This window comes from Lentisphaera marina (assembly GCF_028745505.1).
GTDB lineage: Bacteria > Verrucomicrobiota > Lentisphaeria > Lentisphaerales > Lentisphaeraceae > Lentisphaera > Lentisphaera marina.
The window spans coordinates 236,021-251,149 of sequence record NZ_JAQZZL010000002.1; the positions used below are offsets into that span (position 1 = coordinate 236,021).

At 41.1% G+C, this 15,129-nt stretch carries 17 protein-coding genes; 2 read left to right on the top strand and 15 right to left on the bottom strand.

The annotated features are described in order from the left end of the window. Positions 1-25: 25 nt before the first annotated feature. Together dapF and cmoA are read left to right on the top strand one after the other, a co-directional pair. Entirely contained in the window at positions 26-865 is an 840-nt protein-coding gene (gene dapF, locus PQO01_RS11985) for a diaminopimelate epimerase (RefSeq protein WP_274314269.1), read from the top strand. After that, positions 865-1,578, top strand: a complete 714-nt coding sequence (gene cmoA / locus PQO01_RS11990) for a carboxy-S-adenosyl-L-methionine synthase CmoA (protein ID WP_274314270.1) — start codon at positions 865-867, stop codon at positions 1,576-1,578. Before dapF ends, cmoA begins: the two co-directional genes overlap by 1 nt. A 1-nt stretch (position 1,579) precedes the next feature. Here the strand turns inward: cmoA and PQO01_RS11995 are convergent, their stop codons facing one another. The 15 genes from PQO01_RS11995 to nrfD all read right to left on the bottom strand — a co-directional run bounded on the left by PQO01_RS11995 (position 1,580) and on the right by nrfD (position 15,119). Continuing rightward, the gene (locus PQO01_RS11995; RefSeq protein ID WP_274314271.1) at positions 1,580-2,275 is read right to left on the bottom strand and encodes a lipopolysaccharide kinase InaA family protein; all 696 of its coding nucleotides are present in this window, start codon (positions 2,273-2,275) and stop codon (positions 1,580-1,582) included. 74 nt (positions 2,276-2,349) lie between these two features. Next, positions 2,350-2,673 (bottom strand): DUF3392 family protein, encoded by a 324-nt coding sequence (locus tag PQO01_RS12000; RefSeq protein WP_274314272.1) that lies wholly within the window; start codon positions 2,671-2,673, stop codon positions 2,350-2,352. Between the two features lie 139 nt (positions 2,674-2,812). Beyond that, a complete protein-coding gene (locus PQO01_RS12005) occupies positions 2,813-4,360 on the bottom strand; it encodes a sulfatase-like hydrolase/transferase (RefSeq protein WP_274314273.1) in 1,548 nt (515 codons plus the stop codon). A 118-nt stretch (positions 4,361-4,478) separates the two neighbouring features. After that, positions 4,479-5,057 carry a type II secretion system protein gene (locus tag PQO01_RS12010; RefSeq protein WP_274314274.1) on the bottom strand — a complete coding sequence of 193 codons (579 nt, stop codon included), beginning with the start codon at positions 5,055-5,057 and terminating at the stop codon, positions 4,479-4,481. 92 nt (positions 5,058-5,149) lie between these two features. Next, on the bottom strand, positions 5,150-5,791 hold the full coding sequence (locus tag PQO01_RS12015) for a hypothetical protein (RefSeq protein WP_274314275.1): 642 nt from the start codon (positions 5,789-5,791) through the stop codon (positions 5,150-5,152). 6 nt (positions 5,792-5,797) lie between these two features. Beyond that, on the bottom strand, positions 5,798-6,361 hold the full coding sequence (locus PQO01_RS12020; RefSeq protein WP_274314276.1) for a cytochrome C oxidase subunit IV family protein: 564 nt from the start codon (positions 6,359-6,361) through the stop codon (positions 5,798-5,800). Positions 6,362-6,372: 11 nt separating this feature from the next. Continuing rightward, complete coding sequence (locus PQO01_RS12025) at positions 6,373-7,032, bottom strand: cytochrome c oxidase subunit 3 family protein (RefSeq protein WP_274314277.1); 660 nt, start codon at positions 7,030-7,032, stop codon at positions 6,373-6,375. A gap of 14 nt (positions 7,033-7,046) precedes the next feature. Next, positions 7,047-8,666 (bottom strand): cytochrome c oxidase subunit I, encoded by a 1,620-nt coding sequence (locus PQO01_RS12030; protein ID WP_274314278.1) that lies wholly within the window; start codon positions 8,664-8,666, stop codon positions 7,047-7,049. A gap of 9 nt (positions 8,667-8,675) precedes the next feature. Beyond that, positions 8,676-9,875 carry a cytochrome c oxidase subunit II gene (gene coxB / locus PQO01_RS12035; protein ID WP_274314279.1) on the bottom strand — a complete coding sequence of 400 codons (1,200 nt, stop codon included), beginning with the start codon at positions 9,873-9,875 and terminating at the stop codon, positions 8,676-8,678. Beyond that, complete coding sequence (locus tag PQO01_RS12040) at positions 9,872-10,729, bottom strand: SCO family protein (protein WP_274314280.1); 858 nt, start codon at positions 10,727-10,729, stop codon at positions 9,872-9,874. The genes coxB and PQO01_RS12040 overlap by 4 nt, the downstream gene beginning before the upstream one ends. Then, on the bottom strand, positions 10,729-10,992 hold the full coding sequence (locus PQO01_RS12045; RefSeq protein ID WP_274314281.1) for a hypothetical protein: 264 nt from the start codon (positions 10,990-10,992) through the stop codon (positions 10,729-10,731). The genes PQO01_RS12040 and PQO01_RS12045 overlap by 1 nt, the downstream gene beginning before the upstream one ends. Positions 10,993-11,001: 9 nt before the next feature. Continuing rightward, positions 11,002-12,564, bottom strand: coding sequence for a hypothetical protein (locus PQO01_RS12050; RefSeq protein WP_274314282.1), 1,563 nt, complete (start codon positions 12,562-12,564; stop codon positions 11,002-11,004). After that, positions 12,564-13,208, bottom strand: a complete 645-nt coding sequence (locus PQO01_RS12055) for a c-type cytochrome (RefSeq protein ID WP_274314283.1) — start codon at positions 13,206-13,208, stop codon at positions 12,564-12,566. The genes PQO01_RS12050 and PQO01_RS12055 overlap by 1 nt, the downstream gene beginning before the upstream one ends. Beyond that, positions 13,186-13,731 (bottom strand): DUF3341 domain-containing protein, encoded by a 546-nt coding sequence (locus tag PQO01_RS12060; RefSeq protein ID WP_274314284.1) that lies wholly within the window; start codon positions 13,729-13,731, stop codon positions 13,186-13,188. Before PQO01_RS12060 ends, PQO01_RS12055 begins: the two co-directional genes overlap by 23 nt. Beyond that, positions 13,731-15,119 (bottom strand): NrfD/PsrC family molybdoenzyme membrane anchor subunit, encoded by a 1,389-nt coding sequence (nrfD, locus tag PQO01_RS12065; RefSeq protein WP_274314285.1) that lies wholly within the window; start codon positions 15,117-15,119, stop codon positions 13,731-13,733. The genes PQO01_RS12060 and nrfD overlap by 1 nt, the downstream gene beginning before the upstream one ends. Between the last annotated feature and the right edge of the window lie 10 nt (positions 15,120-15,129).

Below are 15,129 nucleotides of genomic sequence, written 5' to 3' on the forward strand. Positions count from 1 at the left end.
TAAGAAAAAATTTAATAGGAAAATAATGATGAGTTCATTTTCGTTTACAAAAATGCATGGCTGTGGTAATGACTTCATAGTTGTTAATAGCTTCAAGGAGACTCTGCCTACAGATTTATCTTCCTTGGCAAGAACAATGTGCACTCGGCGTTTTGCAGTGGGTGCAGATCAGTTTATTATTTTAGGTCCTGCAAAATCGAACGAAGCCGATTTACGTATGGATATCCTCAATGCGGATGGCTCTAAAGTGGAAATGTGTGGTAATGCGCTTCGCTGTGCAACGGTATATGCAAAGAGAGAAAATTTAGTCGAAAGCGATGAAGTGAAAATCGAAACGATGACGGGGCTTTCGACTGCAAGAGTTTTAGATTCAGGTGATGTGCGCATCGCGGTTGCTATACCTTCTACGAAAATTGAAGATGTGGGTATAAATAGTGAACAGCCTCTATTTGGTACTCCTTTGAGTGCGGAGCAATTTACTTTTCCAATGACGGGGGTCTCTATAGGCAATCCTCATGCTGTGACCTATGTCGATGAAGTCGATTTATTGGACTTAAAAAAAATTGGTCCTTTGTTCGAGCATCATGAAGTGTTCAAAAACCGTGCCAATATAGAATTTGTTAAAGTCATTGATGATCATCATGTGAAAATGCGAGTTTGGGAAAGGGGTTCTGGAGAAACTTTAGCTTGTGGCTCTGGAGCATGTGCGGTGGGCGTAGCGAGTATTTTACATGGCATTGCAAAGAGTCCCATGACAGTTTCTTTAAAAGGAGGCGATCTGAAAATTGAATGGGAAGGTCGTGATAGTCTTGTCTATATGTCGGGGCCTGCAAGTTTTGTTTTTGATGCAAATTGGACGACTTAATGCAAGATGAAGTTTTTTTAAAACCGGCTGCAAAAGGCGGTTTTCGATTTAATAAAGAAGTTGCAGATGTCTTTGATGATATGGTGACTCGTTCAGTGCCTATGTACCCAGAGATTACGCGTTTGTGTGCTCGCTTTGCTGCGGATGCCGCAATTGAGGGGACCCGAGTTTACGATTTAGGCTGTTCAACGGCGAGTACTTTATTGGAAGTGAATAAATATCGCGGGAATAAAAAGCTTGAACTAGTGGGCTGTGACCCTTCTCCCGATATGTTGGCGAAGGCAAAAGATAAAGTGGCGGCTTACGATAATTTTATTCTCAAACAAGAAAATGCTCAGCAAGCCGATTTGAGTGATGCCTCTGTAGTCATTATGAATTTCACTCTGCAATTTATCCCAAGAGAAGAACGTCCGGCGATTCTAAAGAAAATTGCCGATGCGCTTCCTGAGGGCGGAGTCTTTGTATTTTCTGAGAAAATAGCGACAGATTTACCTGATAAACTCGATGATTTAGTGACAAAATTATATGATGAGTACAAACAGTTCAATGGCTATGCAGATAGTGAAATTGCCAACAAGCGCAAAGCATTAGAGAATGTCTTAGTACCTGACTCACATACCTGGCATAAAAAAGCTCTTGGAGAAGCAGGGTTTGCGGGATCAGCAATCATTGCTAATTGGCTGAACTTCTCTTGTATGATGGCGTGGAAATAAGTCAGGGATTCTTTAAGAGATAATCTGCTAATTTCTTACTTGCATCAGTCGCTAGGTCATAGCCTTTCACTAGGGGAGTAATTAAACTTGTACGGTCAATGTTTCTCAATTTGAGTAGGCGCCTTAAGTCATCGCGTTTGGAATTTGAGTTAAATGAAGCCTCGCGCACTTTTTCTAAGTCAATGAAAGCACCCTCATAACTTGAGCCAACTTTTTTTAAGAAAAGGTGTTTGGGGTGCAGGCAGCGATGGACTAAACCAGCATCATGCATTTTGCGAATGAGTTCCCCACTTTTAGATAGAAGTGCATCAAATTCGCTTTCTGATGAACTTTTAAGCAGGTCTTCTAATGGAGTGTAACCCTTTAGGTCTTTGGTGATTAAAATGGCTTGGTCTTTACCTTGGGATTTACGTTGTTCGAAAAAAACTGCTTCAACAACGGGGACATTCCTAGACTGAAATTTTTGGATGTTTATATACTCTAAGTCAAAAGTTAAACGCCCTTTGATGGGGTTTAGTAAGGTTTTTTTGTAGTGATTTTCTTGTCTTTTAACGAAAAACCTTTCGATGCTCTTATCTTCATTTTGATGGTCGTAGATGTAGACTCCACTCCAGCCGCCACGGCGTTGGTTAGGTTCTTCGACAACGGGTAAATCCATATTCCAAATGGTCTCAAAATCAGAAAATAACTTATTCAAAATCGTCCTTAGTTTCGTTTTATTGAAGTACAATTATTATAATCTACGTGTAATGCAACTTCATTTATTTTAAGTTAAAGATGTTTATGGCGTTCGGCAATGATGCCAACTAGAACAAAGCCAGAAAAGATTGTCAGTAATAAATAGTTTTGCGGAATACGCAAATAGAGCAATGAAATCAGTTTGGCACAAAAGATTGTGAGGAAACCAATTAAAAAGGCATTTATGCCAATAAAGCCGCTCAGGCGAAGGAAAAAAGATTGCCTGCGCAGCAGTTTACTCATTTTTCTAGATAAGAGATCGCCATAAACAACTAATAGCCCAGTGATCTGGGCTATAGTGATCGTTAGGATGTGCTCGCTGAGCCAGTTATTAATACTATTCCAAAGTTCTTGCATAGTCTCGCTTAAATTTTAAGTAGACAATAATTCTGAAAATGAACTAGGAAAGTTAAGTGATTTATTAATTGAGCACTTTTTGCTCAGTTAATAAATCAAGAACTGATCATAAGCTTTGGAATCATTGAGGGGAGCTAACTTATTTACGTACCTTTCTTCTAGCCGTTTGAGCTGTTGGTGGATTCTGATTGAATTTTGCGACATTAACTTCTTCTGTATTCATATGTCTTAATCGATTCCATGGGCCACCCCACCATTCATTATCAGGTAAGTTATTATCCCAAGCATCAAATTCGTTCTGTAGTTGTTGAGCAAGTTCTGGGTGCTGTTTCACGAGGTTTTTTCGCTCTGCAGGATCATCCTTAATATTAAACAAAGTTATAGTTAGCGGACCATGGGCATCGTTCCACTGCAATTTCCAATCTCCTTTGCGAATGGCATAGTCGGTATCGCGACGCCAGAAGAGTGTGCGATGTGGCGCCTTGTCTCCTTTCTTGCCATTAATGTAAGGAAGGATGTCGACACCATCGTATTCAAAGCCTTTGAGTGGTTTTTGGTTATTGCCTCCAGCAGCTTTAACTAAAGTTGGTTGAAGGTCTAAAGATGAGACGGGGAGTTCATATTTTGTGTTGGGGGTAATTTTTCCAGGCCACTTCATACAGAAAGGAACTCGGATTCCTCCTTCATAAGTGTCACCTTTATAACCATGGAAAATACCTGTAGATGACATAGTGAAGCCACCACGATGACGATTGGGATCTTTTTTAGCATGATCAATTCCTTGGCCTTGTGGTGAGCCATTATCAGTTAAAAATATAAGGATGGTATTATCTGCAATTCCTTTGTCATCGAGTTTTTTCATGATTTTACCAATGCCTTCATCCATTGCATAAACCATGGAGGCAAAAACATGATAATTCTTATCATCTTTTAGGTGATTGGTTTTGTCGAGGGCATGTTGAGTTGTTTGCCACGGGTGGTGAACGGCATTATAAGCCAGGTAGAGGAAGAAGGGCTTTTCTACATTGCGATCAATAAAGCTGACAGCTTCATCAGTGAATAGGTCAGTCAAATAATTCTTGTCGACAACTTTTACACCTTTCTCTTTAAACACGGGCAGATAGGTAGCCTTATTAGCGGGTTCCATTTCTTCATTGCGAAAGATTGGCCAACGAGATTTGCTCTGAGCAAATTCTTGTGTCCATTCGGTATAATCGTGTGAGCCATTGATGAAGCCATAAAAGAAATCATAACCCCGCTGATTGGGACGCAAACTCATGTCAAAGCCCATATGCCATTTACCAATCATGCCATTGGTATAGCCTAAGGCCTTCAGTTCTTCGGAAATCATCGATTGACTTTTGGGCAGACCTGCCATAGGGTATTTCATGTTGTTGGGATAACCAGAACCATTGGGGTTTTCGCCACAGCCAAAGCGCTGTTGATAAACACCGGTAAGAAGTCCTGCTCTTGAAGGCCCGCATACAGAGGCGCTGACGTAGCCTTGACTAAATTGCACGCCTTCTTTGGCAATTGAATCAATATGTGGTGTAAGGATGCGTTTGTTACCGTGATAGCCAACGTCTTCGTAGCCCATATCATCAGCAAAAATTAAAATGATATTTGGTTGAGAATTTGCGAATATCGCAAAACTACTGAGATAAATTAAGGTGAAGAAAAGTTTCATTGATGAGTTCCTTTGTATGGTTTACTTAGTCATACGAATGAGAAAGCTTAACGATGACAGCAATAAACAAAAAAGGCTCCAAGATAGGAGCCTTTCATTAATAAATGATTAGTAAGTATTAGTCATTTTTGAAATCATAGCGATTCGCTTTGTTTGCATTAGATAAGTCAGCACTTGTGAAAGTGAGTGATATAACTGAACCTCCAACATTTACGAAAGGGTAAGTGTTATCCTTTTCGTGCCACTGTTCTGTGATCGATCCTTGATTATAAACTTCTTTAGAAACAAAAAGACTCATCGTTGCGGGACGTTTAACTTTTGAAGATTTTAAGCCTTTGTTACCATCAGTATTTAAATCGGTAGTGATGGAGGATGTAGCAGATGCACGATAGGACTCATCTTCATCGGGGTTACTGGGGCATGTATTAGCATTGTCATAACTACCACCAATATATTCAGAAATGGGGTCATTTGCATTAGCAACCCATGCATTGCCTTCTTGATAGGGGAAGTAATTTTTATTATCTTTTACGTAGACAGCAACCGCTTTGGCTAGTTGGCTTAAATTTCCTTTGCATTCAGTAAGTTCGCCACGCTGCATGCCTTTGATGACTGCGGGAACACCAATAGTAAATAAAAGTATAATAATGCCGACGACGATAAGCATCTCGGTAAGTGAAAGATTGCGCTTTTTCATAAAAACTCCGTTTAATTAATCCATTGAGTCTAACTCAATTAATCAAGAGATGCAAATTCTAAAGGGGAAGGTCGTTGAGTCTAAGTATGGACTTAGTACATCTTTGAGGTGTTTACGGGACGAGATTTATCAATGTGTCCCTTGCTAACGCGCTCTCTGAATTTAGCTAATTCAGGTTCTAGGAATGATTTCCATAATTCAGTTTCTGCAAGTTTATCCTTACTCTGCCATTGATCATAGAGGTCAGCGGGGGGGATGATGGGGAATGCTTTGCCATATTGACCGCGCTCATCATGTAAGGTGAGTAAAAACCAAAAGCGCATGAGCTTCTTATGTTTTTTACCTTTACGTTGATGGTGAGTTAATTCAATATTGTTATAATAAATAACTCTTGGGCGAATGAAAAAGCCTAAGAAACCACTTGGTGAGGCAACGTCATGACCGGTAGTAATATTAATTTCGTCAGAAGGTGGAGCATAAGGAAAAATTAAAACGTGCTGTAAATCGACACGAGGTTCATCCATCCATGTGACCTGAACTAAGGTTTGGTCAGGAGTGGGTGCTTGCACAGTAGTGAATTTTGCGGGATTCACTCTATTGATGGCAATAGTGATTATTGGGGTTAAAGCAGAGATTGCGATGAGGGCAAAAATAAGTTTTAAGCCTGTGCCACGTTTATAAGCAGAAGAGGGGAGCGATTGCTCCCCTGCTTTATCTGTAAGATTATCTGTCACTGATAATTATTCGGCTGCTTTAGCCTCAGGTGTAGCTTCAACTGTAGTGTCAGATTCTTTGAAATCTTCATGACCAGTTGTGCAGTAGTGACAAGGATGAACTTTGTCATCTGTTTTTACACCGTGGTGACAATAGCCAGCCATAGCTTTAACCATGTGTGGCTTGTGAGGGATTTCAGTTAAAGTTTTGAAACTCTCTGGCATGCCTTCACGAAGATAAACTTTATCATCGCGAGTTAAGGTGTCAGCTAAAGTGAAAAGGAAAAATAGAGATAAGAAGAAAATCCCTGAAAGGAAAGTCGCTCTATTTAAAGGCTTATCATAATGTAAATGCATAAAGAAACCACAAACTAAAGCAGCTTTAGTGAAGGCAATGATCAAAGCAATGATGATTGCGATTGTGGGAGTAACTTGCATTTTCGTGAAGTGAAAAATCATTTCAGGCATGAACTTAGCCGTCCATACAGTGAGTGCAGTAAGGACAAAAAGGGCTGTGCCAACCGCAATGTACATAGTCATAGGAAGTACGTGCGGGTGATGGTCACTTTCGGGTCCGTGATGGTCGCTCATAATTCGTATCCTTATTTAGTAAGATAAAGTAATGGGAAGAGGAAAATCCAGATCAAGTCGACCAAGTGCCAGTATAGGCCAACCATTTCAACTGGTGTGTAATAAGCTTCGTAGAATTCACCTTTTGCAGTTCTCCAAGAAACCCAAAGGATCGCAAGAAGACCGAGGATCACGTGAAGTACGTGAGTTGCAGTTGCCATGAAGTAAATACTGAAATAGAGATGCTCATTACTCATGTGATCACCCATGAAGGAGAAGAAATCACCAGGGAAAATACCGAGTTCAAATTTGTGGTTATACTCGAAGTATTTCACCACTAGGAAGCCCATGCCACAAAGAACTGTGAAGAGAAGTAGAGCGAGAGCTCTACCTTTGCGGTTGAGTTGAACTTCTCTTATTGCAACGGCCATCGTCACCGAAGAAGTAATCAGAATAACTGTATTCACAGCACCCATTTTCCAGTCGAGCTTTTCTGCGCCACTTTCAAATGTTTCTGGGTACCAAGTACGGAAAACTACATAGGCAACAAAAATGCCGCCAAAGAGCATGAATTCCGTGAGGAGAAATAACCACATGCCAAGTTTGCATGATTCGAATTCTTGATCCGCATTCGAAAAGTGATGCGAAACGAAACGAGGGATAAATTTATTTGTATCTACCTTAGAGCTCATCTTATAGTCCTTTATTATTCGTACTCGTAGGGAGCTTTTTTCATTACGGGAACATCCTCAGAGAAGTTTTCGAGGACAGGTGGTGACTGAGTTTCCCAGTCCATAGTTGTCGCACCCCAAGGATTGTTAGGAGCCTTACGGTCACTGAAGAGTGAAGCAATAAGGTTAGCAAAAAGGATGAGAACACCAAAACCAAGAATGAAGGCGCCGATAGAACTGAAACCATGCATTTGGCTCCAGAGTTCATTACTTGAATCATATGTAAAGTAACGACGTGGCATACCAGTGTAACCGAGGAAGAACTGAGAGAAGAAAGTTACGTTAAAACCGATGAAAACAATAATACATGCAATTTTACCGACTGTTTCATTGTACATTTTACCAACCATTTTTGGCCAGTAGAAGTGAAGACCAGAGAAGAAGGCAATTACTGTACCACCAAACATTACATAGTGGAAGTGAGCAACTACATAGTAAGTATCGTGTAGAACAATGTCAGTTGAAAGAGTTGCAAGAGGTAAGCCAGTTAAGCCACCGATGGTGAAAAGGAATAGGAAAGAAAGAGCGTAGCACATGGGCGTTTCAAAAGTAATTGAACCTCTGTGCAGAGTTGCAACCCAGTTAAATACTTTAATCGCAGAAGGAATCGCAACGAGGAAAGTCAAGAAAGAGAAGACTAAGCCAGCGTATACTGATTGACCTGAAAGGAACATGTGGTGACCCCATACTAAGAAAGAGATTACCGCAATAGCGATTGAAGAGTTAGCAATAGCTTTATAACCGAAGATGACTTTTCTTGAGAAACAAGAGATAACTTCAGAGATAATACCCATGCCAGGTAGGATCATGATATATACAGCAGGGTGAGAGTAGAACCAGAAGAAGTGCTGGAAAAGTACTGGGTCACCACCTAAGGCTGGATCGAAAATACCAACTTGGAGAGTTCTTTCTGCGATGAGAAGAAGGAGAGTGATACCAAGAACTGGAGTAGCAAGAACCTGAAGGATAGAAGTTGCATAAAGAGCCCATAATAAAAGAGGCATTTTATACCAGCTCATTCCAGGAGCACGTAGTTTGTGAATCGTTACAATAAAGTTGATACCAGTAAATATGGAGGAGAAACCTAAGACAAAGGCGGCAAAGGTCATGGTGATAACCGCACCTGCCGTTTCTTTAGAATAAGGTAGGTAGAAAGTCCAACCAGTTGTTAATGGGCTTTCGCCACCAACAATACCATAAAGCGCGATAGCTGCACCGATTACGTAAAGGTAAAAACTCGCAAGGTTCATTTTCGGGAAGGCTACATCCTTGGCCCCAACCATGAGCGGGAGGATGAAGTTACCTAGAGCTGCGGGAATCGCAGGAATAATGAAGAGGAATACCATGATCACACCGTGAAGTGTGAACCACATGTTATATGTGTCTTTGTATTCCGGAGTCATTGGAAGCATACCACCTGGTGTCGCCAGCTGAGCACGGATCATAAGAGCAAATGCACCACCAGCGAAAAGCGCTAGTGAAGATGCAATAAGGTACATGATACCAATGCGTTTGTGGTCGATAGTGTAGACCCAAGACATAATGCCTTTTTTGGCCTGGTAAAAATTGACGTCGTTTTGTGTAGTTGTACTCATTATAGACTCCTATTTCGCAGCTTCTTCAGATTTCTCTTCTGAAGGCTTGTCTGATAATGTTTTAATAAATTCTATGAGGTTCTTAATTTGAACTTCATTTAAACCCTGTGCAGGCATTGGAACAGCGTAGCCAGGTACAATTTGTTTAGCTGGATCATTAATAGAGTCACTAAGGTATTGGTGATCTGCTATAGCTTTAGTTCCATCAGTAAAAGTTCTTTCACTACCCCAGAGGTTCCACCAGTTTGGACCAATCCCTTTTGGTGCCTTAGGATCGATAGCGTGACATGATTTACAGTTTCTTTCCCAGAGGCGTTCGCCAATTTCAGCAGGAGTTCCACCTTCTTTTGGTTTGATTGACTCTTTGAATTTTGCATATTCTTCTTTAGAAACAACGTTCATCCAACCGACCATGAAAGCGTGGTCAGTACCACACATTTCATTACAAGTGTAGTAGTACACACCCTCTTTAATAGGAGTGAACATAAACTCTCTCTTTTGACCCGGAACGGCATCTCTTTTTACACGCATTGCGGGAATCGCAAATGAGTGTAGAACATCTTTTGAGGTGACTACTAATCGAATAGGTGTATTAATAGGAACGGTCAAAACCTTTGGACTTAAAATAGATTTGCCGTCTTTGCTAAATAAATCCTGATTTTTACTAAAGTAACTAAGATTATTAAACTTTGGATCACTTTCTAATTCAGTGATTCTCTTATCTAAAGCTACAATTTTTTGATCATCGCCCTGTTCAGGAGTAGATTTTTTTTGTAATGCTTTTCTTTGTGCTTTAGCTATTTTGAGTGGACTAAGTTTAACGGAGTCTTGTGAAGAAACTGCACCACCATTGGTGTATTCGAAATCCCATTTCCACATGCTACCAGTTACATAAATGTCTTCTGATTGAGCATAGGGAGCTGGTTGCATTACATTGATAAAAGTTTTGTAACCACGAACAAAGAAAACTAAAATAATAGCTAGGGGAATAACAGACCAAGCAATCTCGAGAATGAGGTTGTGCGAGATGTGTGGTGTCTTTTCATTTTCACTGCGTCGACGATAGCGGATCATGAAGTAAAGCATCAATCCGATGATGAGGACGAAAAAGACAACTGATAGCCAGTTGATCAGCGATCCGACACTATCGACTTCCTTCGCGTGAGCAGAGGCAGCTTCAGAGTATCTGAATATATTATCTAATTTCATAGTTTTTCCGTTTGTGTATTTTTCTTAAAAAATTCTGATTTCCATAGTACACCTAAAAAAGTGCCTAAAATGATGAGTGTTAATAATCCGCCAAGACTCATGACTCGCATGGCGTTTCTAACATATTTTCCCCGTTCTTTATCATACTGAAAGCAAAAAACAAGTACTCGTTCTGCGAAAGAACCAATTTTGCCTTCTCCAGCTTCAGTAATTGCGAACTTATAGTCGCGAGCAGGGAAAGAAATTCCATATAAATAACGTGATATTTTTCCTTCTTCAGTTAGAACATGTGAAACTGAAGGGTGAGAATAATCACCTTGATCAGGGTTTTCTTTACTGGGAACCCATTTGTATTTAAAGCCTAAAGTCTTGGTGATCTCATCAGCAACTTCTTGGCTTGTTGTGAGGAAATGAATACCATTGCCATCGATGCCATATTGTTTAAGATAGTTATCTTTCTTGGCTTGTGCCAAGATGTGGTTTTCTTTAGGTTCAAAAGAAATGTTAAGCATTTCAAAGTGTTCACCTGGTTTCCATTCGAGTTCATTGAGAACCATGAAGGAACCAGTTAGTAAAGCATTACAAGTGCCGCCACAGGAGTAGTAAACCATGTTGATAACTACTGGGCGGCCTTTTTTAAAGTAAGTTCCCAATGCTACTTGCTTGCCAGCCTCATTAGTTACCATGAGATCAAGATTTAAGTGAGCACCAAAATTCTCTTCTACACCAACACCTTTTAGTGCCTCAGGGTCTTTGTCTACATTAGTAGAAACGCCAACGCGAGGTCCATCAATTTCTGCGCTAAGACTTAGCGCAAAAAAACAGATGAAAAGTATGGTGAAGAATTGTTTCATTACTTAGTTTTACCCTGTTCAGCTAAAACTTTATCAATGATAGTCATTTTTGCTTGATTAGCTTCACGCATTTCGTTGAGTTCAACTGTAGGAGCTTGTTCTCTTGCTTCGCGATTCTTCTCGGCGATCATGCTCTCATAGGAGCGTAGGCCGATAATTGAAATAGCGATGAAAACTGCAGTAACGATTAGGATGACATAAACAGCGTTGATTGCTGGTTCATCAACTTCATTTTTGAGTGGATATTGACTTTCGTGACTCATAATGACCCCTTAGAGATTAACAAAGTTAACTGATTCTTTTAAACGCGGATCGCGAACTGGAATCAAGTTTTGGTTCTTGAGATTGAGGAGGAAAGCAGCAACATAAAGTCCAGCCATGCCGAGGAAAATAAGTGCATCAGCAATGCTTGGGCTGAAAGGTGTGGTAATTGGGAAAGTCACCGTAGGCATAACCTGCCAGTAGATGTAGATGAATTCCGCAATGATTAACCAAGCTGCAAAGAAAGCGCAGATATTCTTGTTACGCTTCATGTGACGAGACATGAAGAAAGCGAAAGGAATGAGGAAGTGACTGGCAATAACAATATAGGTTACTGGGAGCCAACCTTCTTTATAGCGGTTGAGGAACCAGATAGTTTCTTCCGGGATGTCAGCATACCAAATAATGAGGTACTGAGAAAGAGCCGTGTAGGTCCAGAAAATCATGAATGCCCACATGAGCTTACCAAGGTCATGGTAGTGCTCTTGATCAACTGCCCCTTGAAGGTAGCCTTTTGATTGAAGAACACGTACAGCAAGAACGGTTGCAGCGTGCATACACATGATGCCACCTGCGAAATAAATAACACCATAGATAGTCGAGAACCAAGCATAATCTAGACTCATCATCCAGTCGAATGAAGCGAAAGTTAATGAGAGAGCATAAAGCATAAGGCCAGGAGCTGAAGCTTTACCCATAAGAATAGTTGTTTGTGGGTTACCGTCCGCATCTTGTGAAGTTGATTTCTTGAACATGAAGAAAGCGAGCGCAATCCAAATGATGAAGTAGATGATAGCACGTTGTGTAAAGGAACTCTGATTCAAGTAAGAATGCTTCACGTGAAGTGAGTGTTCCAAGTGAGCGCGATGACGTCCATGTGCTAAGTCAAAACGACCGCCTTCAGCATGGTGAGCATCATGTGCATCGTGAGCACCTTCAGAATGAGCTTCCTCTTCTTCTTCACCTTCAATATGTGCTTCAGCAGCATCTTGAGCTTCAGAAATTTCTTGAGTTTGTCTTACACGATTCTTTTCGGGATGACCACCAATTTTATCTTTTGGAGCTACAAGTTCTTTTTTGATTACTTCTTTAGGAGCGGCAACTTTATCGTCTTGGCTATGATTATCGTGTACTTCTTCAGCGTGATCGTCGTGACCGTGATGTGCATCTGTGAAATGATAAGTATCTAATTTCAATTCAGCTTCTAAAGTTTTACCGTCACGGCTATCTGCCCATGAGAAAATTTCATTAGCGAAAAATAGGATAGGCAAGAAAAGCAAAGCCATTAACCAAATGTTTTTCATGAAGCCTTCTTGGACACGGCGAATAGTTACAGACCAACCCGCACGTGTTATGTGGTTGATCATGGTGAAACCAAGAGCACCCAAAGTGATGGATAAGAAAAGCATGAAGCTCGTTAAGTACGAGTGCATGAACTGAGCTTTGTTAGGCTGTGTGAAACAAGCGATTGCAATTAATGCAATGCCAGCTAAGCCAAAAATAGCAATAGCTTTGTTCCATTTAGCACCAGGAGCGACTACTGTTTTTTCGTCGAAGTTTTTACCGTGTCCCATTATTTCGCCTCTTTGGAACTTAATGATTTATATTCTTCAGTTGCTGCTGCTTTTTGAAGAACACGCATGTATTCAACAATTGCCCAGCGATCTGAGAGATTTGGAATTTGAACTGCGTAAGGAAGCATGATTTTACTTCTACTTCCGTTTTTGATTGCTGAATAGAGTAAGCCATCAGAAAGTTTTGCGTAATCAGGGAGCAATAGGTTCGCTACGCCAGTGAAGCCGCGCTTTGCTACCATACCTTGACCGTCACCAGTTGAACCGTGGCAAGGAGTACAATAGATTTCATAGCGCTCTTGCCCGCGTTTGAGGTACTCTGCGTAAGATTTCGTCCATCCAGTAGATTTGTAGTCAGGCGCAGTCGTTACAAAGTCACCACTAGCAGTTTTACCGTCGCGAATGACTGGGTCTTGTACGAGTTCACCATAAGGAACAGTTTCTTCTACGATTGGGCGCATAGTACGACCGTCTTCAAAGAAAGGGCTCTCTGAAAGTGCAAGGTATTTTTCTTGCTTATCCATGTTTGGATTTGGGTGGATTGGTGGTTTTGCAGATTCCGCACCTGGTTTACAGGAAGCGAGGAATAAAGCACCGATACTTAAGCTGAGTGTAAGTGGCTTAATCATTGATGACAGTGACATCTTTGCCTCCGATTTTCTCTAAAAATTCAGTTGTTTTTTGAGTGTTATACTTGGGGTCATCAACACTAACGCTGATGAAAAATCCATCGTCAGTTACCTTCTTGAAGGCTTCGTGTTTGAATACCGGGTTATAAAGTTTTGGTAAGCCGTTGATGCCGATCATTCCGAAAACTGCACCAAAAGCAGAGAAAAGGACTGAAAGTTCAAACATAACTGGAAGGAAAGCAACGAGACTACCAACACCATTTGGTTTACCACCAATGATCATGGGATAGAGATCAGCATTTGTGATGACCTGTAAGCCGGTTGCAGTTGCTAAGCCAGTTAAACCGCAAGCGAGGATTAACCAAGGAAGTTTAGTTGCTTTGATGCCCATGGCATCATCCATTCCGTGAATTGGGAAAGGTGTGTAGCATTCGAATTTTTTGAAGCCTGAGTCGCGGAGCTTTTCAGCAGCGTGATAAATATCTTTAGCGCTTTTGAACTCAGTAATGAGGCCCCATTCTTTTTCTTGAGTAGACATTAGTGGTGATCTCCATGATGTGGATCAGCTTCTGGGATGCAATTCTTAACTTCAGAAATTGCAACGATAGGTAAGAAGCGGAGGAACAATAAGAGTAGTGTGAAGAAAAGACCAAAACTACCAACAAATGTACTGACGTCCCAGATTGTTGGAGAATAGTAATCCCAGCTAGAAGGTAAGAAGTCATTATTGAGCGTCATAGTAATAACGAAACGCTCGAACCACATACCGATGTTTACGAAAATTGAGATTATGAACATGAAGACAACATTAGTACGACACCATTTGAACCAGAAGAACTGTGGTGAAATAACGTTACAGCCAATCATAATGAAGTAAGCCCAGCCATATTGACCAAAAGCACGGTTGATGAAAGCATATGATTCAAACTCAACTCCAGAGTACCAAGCGATGAAGAATTCCATTGCGTAAGCGTAACCTACAAGTGTACCAGTTAGAAGAATGATCTTACACATATTTTCTAGGTGGCGAATAGTGATGAGGTTTTCAAGTTTGTAGATATGTCTCACAACAGTCATCAAAGTGATTACCATGGCAAAACCAGAGAATACCGCACCGGCTACAAAGTAGGGAGGGAAGATCGTCGTGTGCCAGCCTGGAAGGTTTGATACAGTGAAGTCAAATGATACGATTGTGTGTACTGAAAGTACGAGTGGAGTTGCTAGTGCTGCGAGGATCGCATAAGCTTTCTCGTAGCGCTGCCAGTGCTTGTTCGCACCAGTCCAACCAAGTGAAAGAACACCATAAGCAATTTTGCGGTACTTAGTTTTTGCACGGTCACGCATAGTCGCAAGGTCAGGAATAAGACCAACGTACCAGAAAAGAAGTGATACCGTAGCATAAGTTGAAACGGCAAATACGTCCCACAATAGCGGTGAGTGGAAGTTAGGCCACAGAGTCATTTGGTTCGGAATTGGGAAAAGCCAGTAAGCTGCCCATACACGACCAATGTGAATACCTGGGAAAACACCAGCGCAGGCTACGGCCATAAGAGTCATGGCTTCTGCGAAACGGTTCACACCCGTACGCCAATCTTGACGAAGCAGGAAGAGAATTGCTGAAATAAGTGTACCCGCGTGGCCGATACCAACCCAGAATACGAAGTTAACAATTGCCCAGCCCCAGTATGTTGGGTTATTTAAGCCCCAAATACCAGTTCCTTCCCAGATGAGGTAAAGGATTGATGTTTTGAGTAGGCCGAGCGTACTTAAAGCAGCTGCCAAGCAAAGGAACCAAATTTTTGGTGTTTTACGCTCAGAGATATCACAAACTGCGTGTGAAACATCTTTGAACCCCATACCACCTTGAACTAGAGGAGTTCTTTGTGCGGGATTATCAGCGTTAGGATCTAGAGTCATATCAATCATAATTAAACCT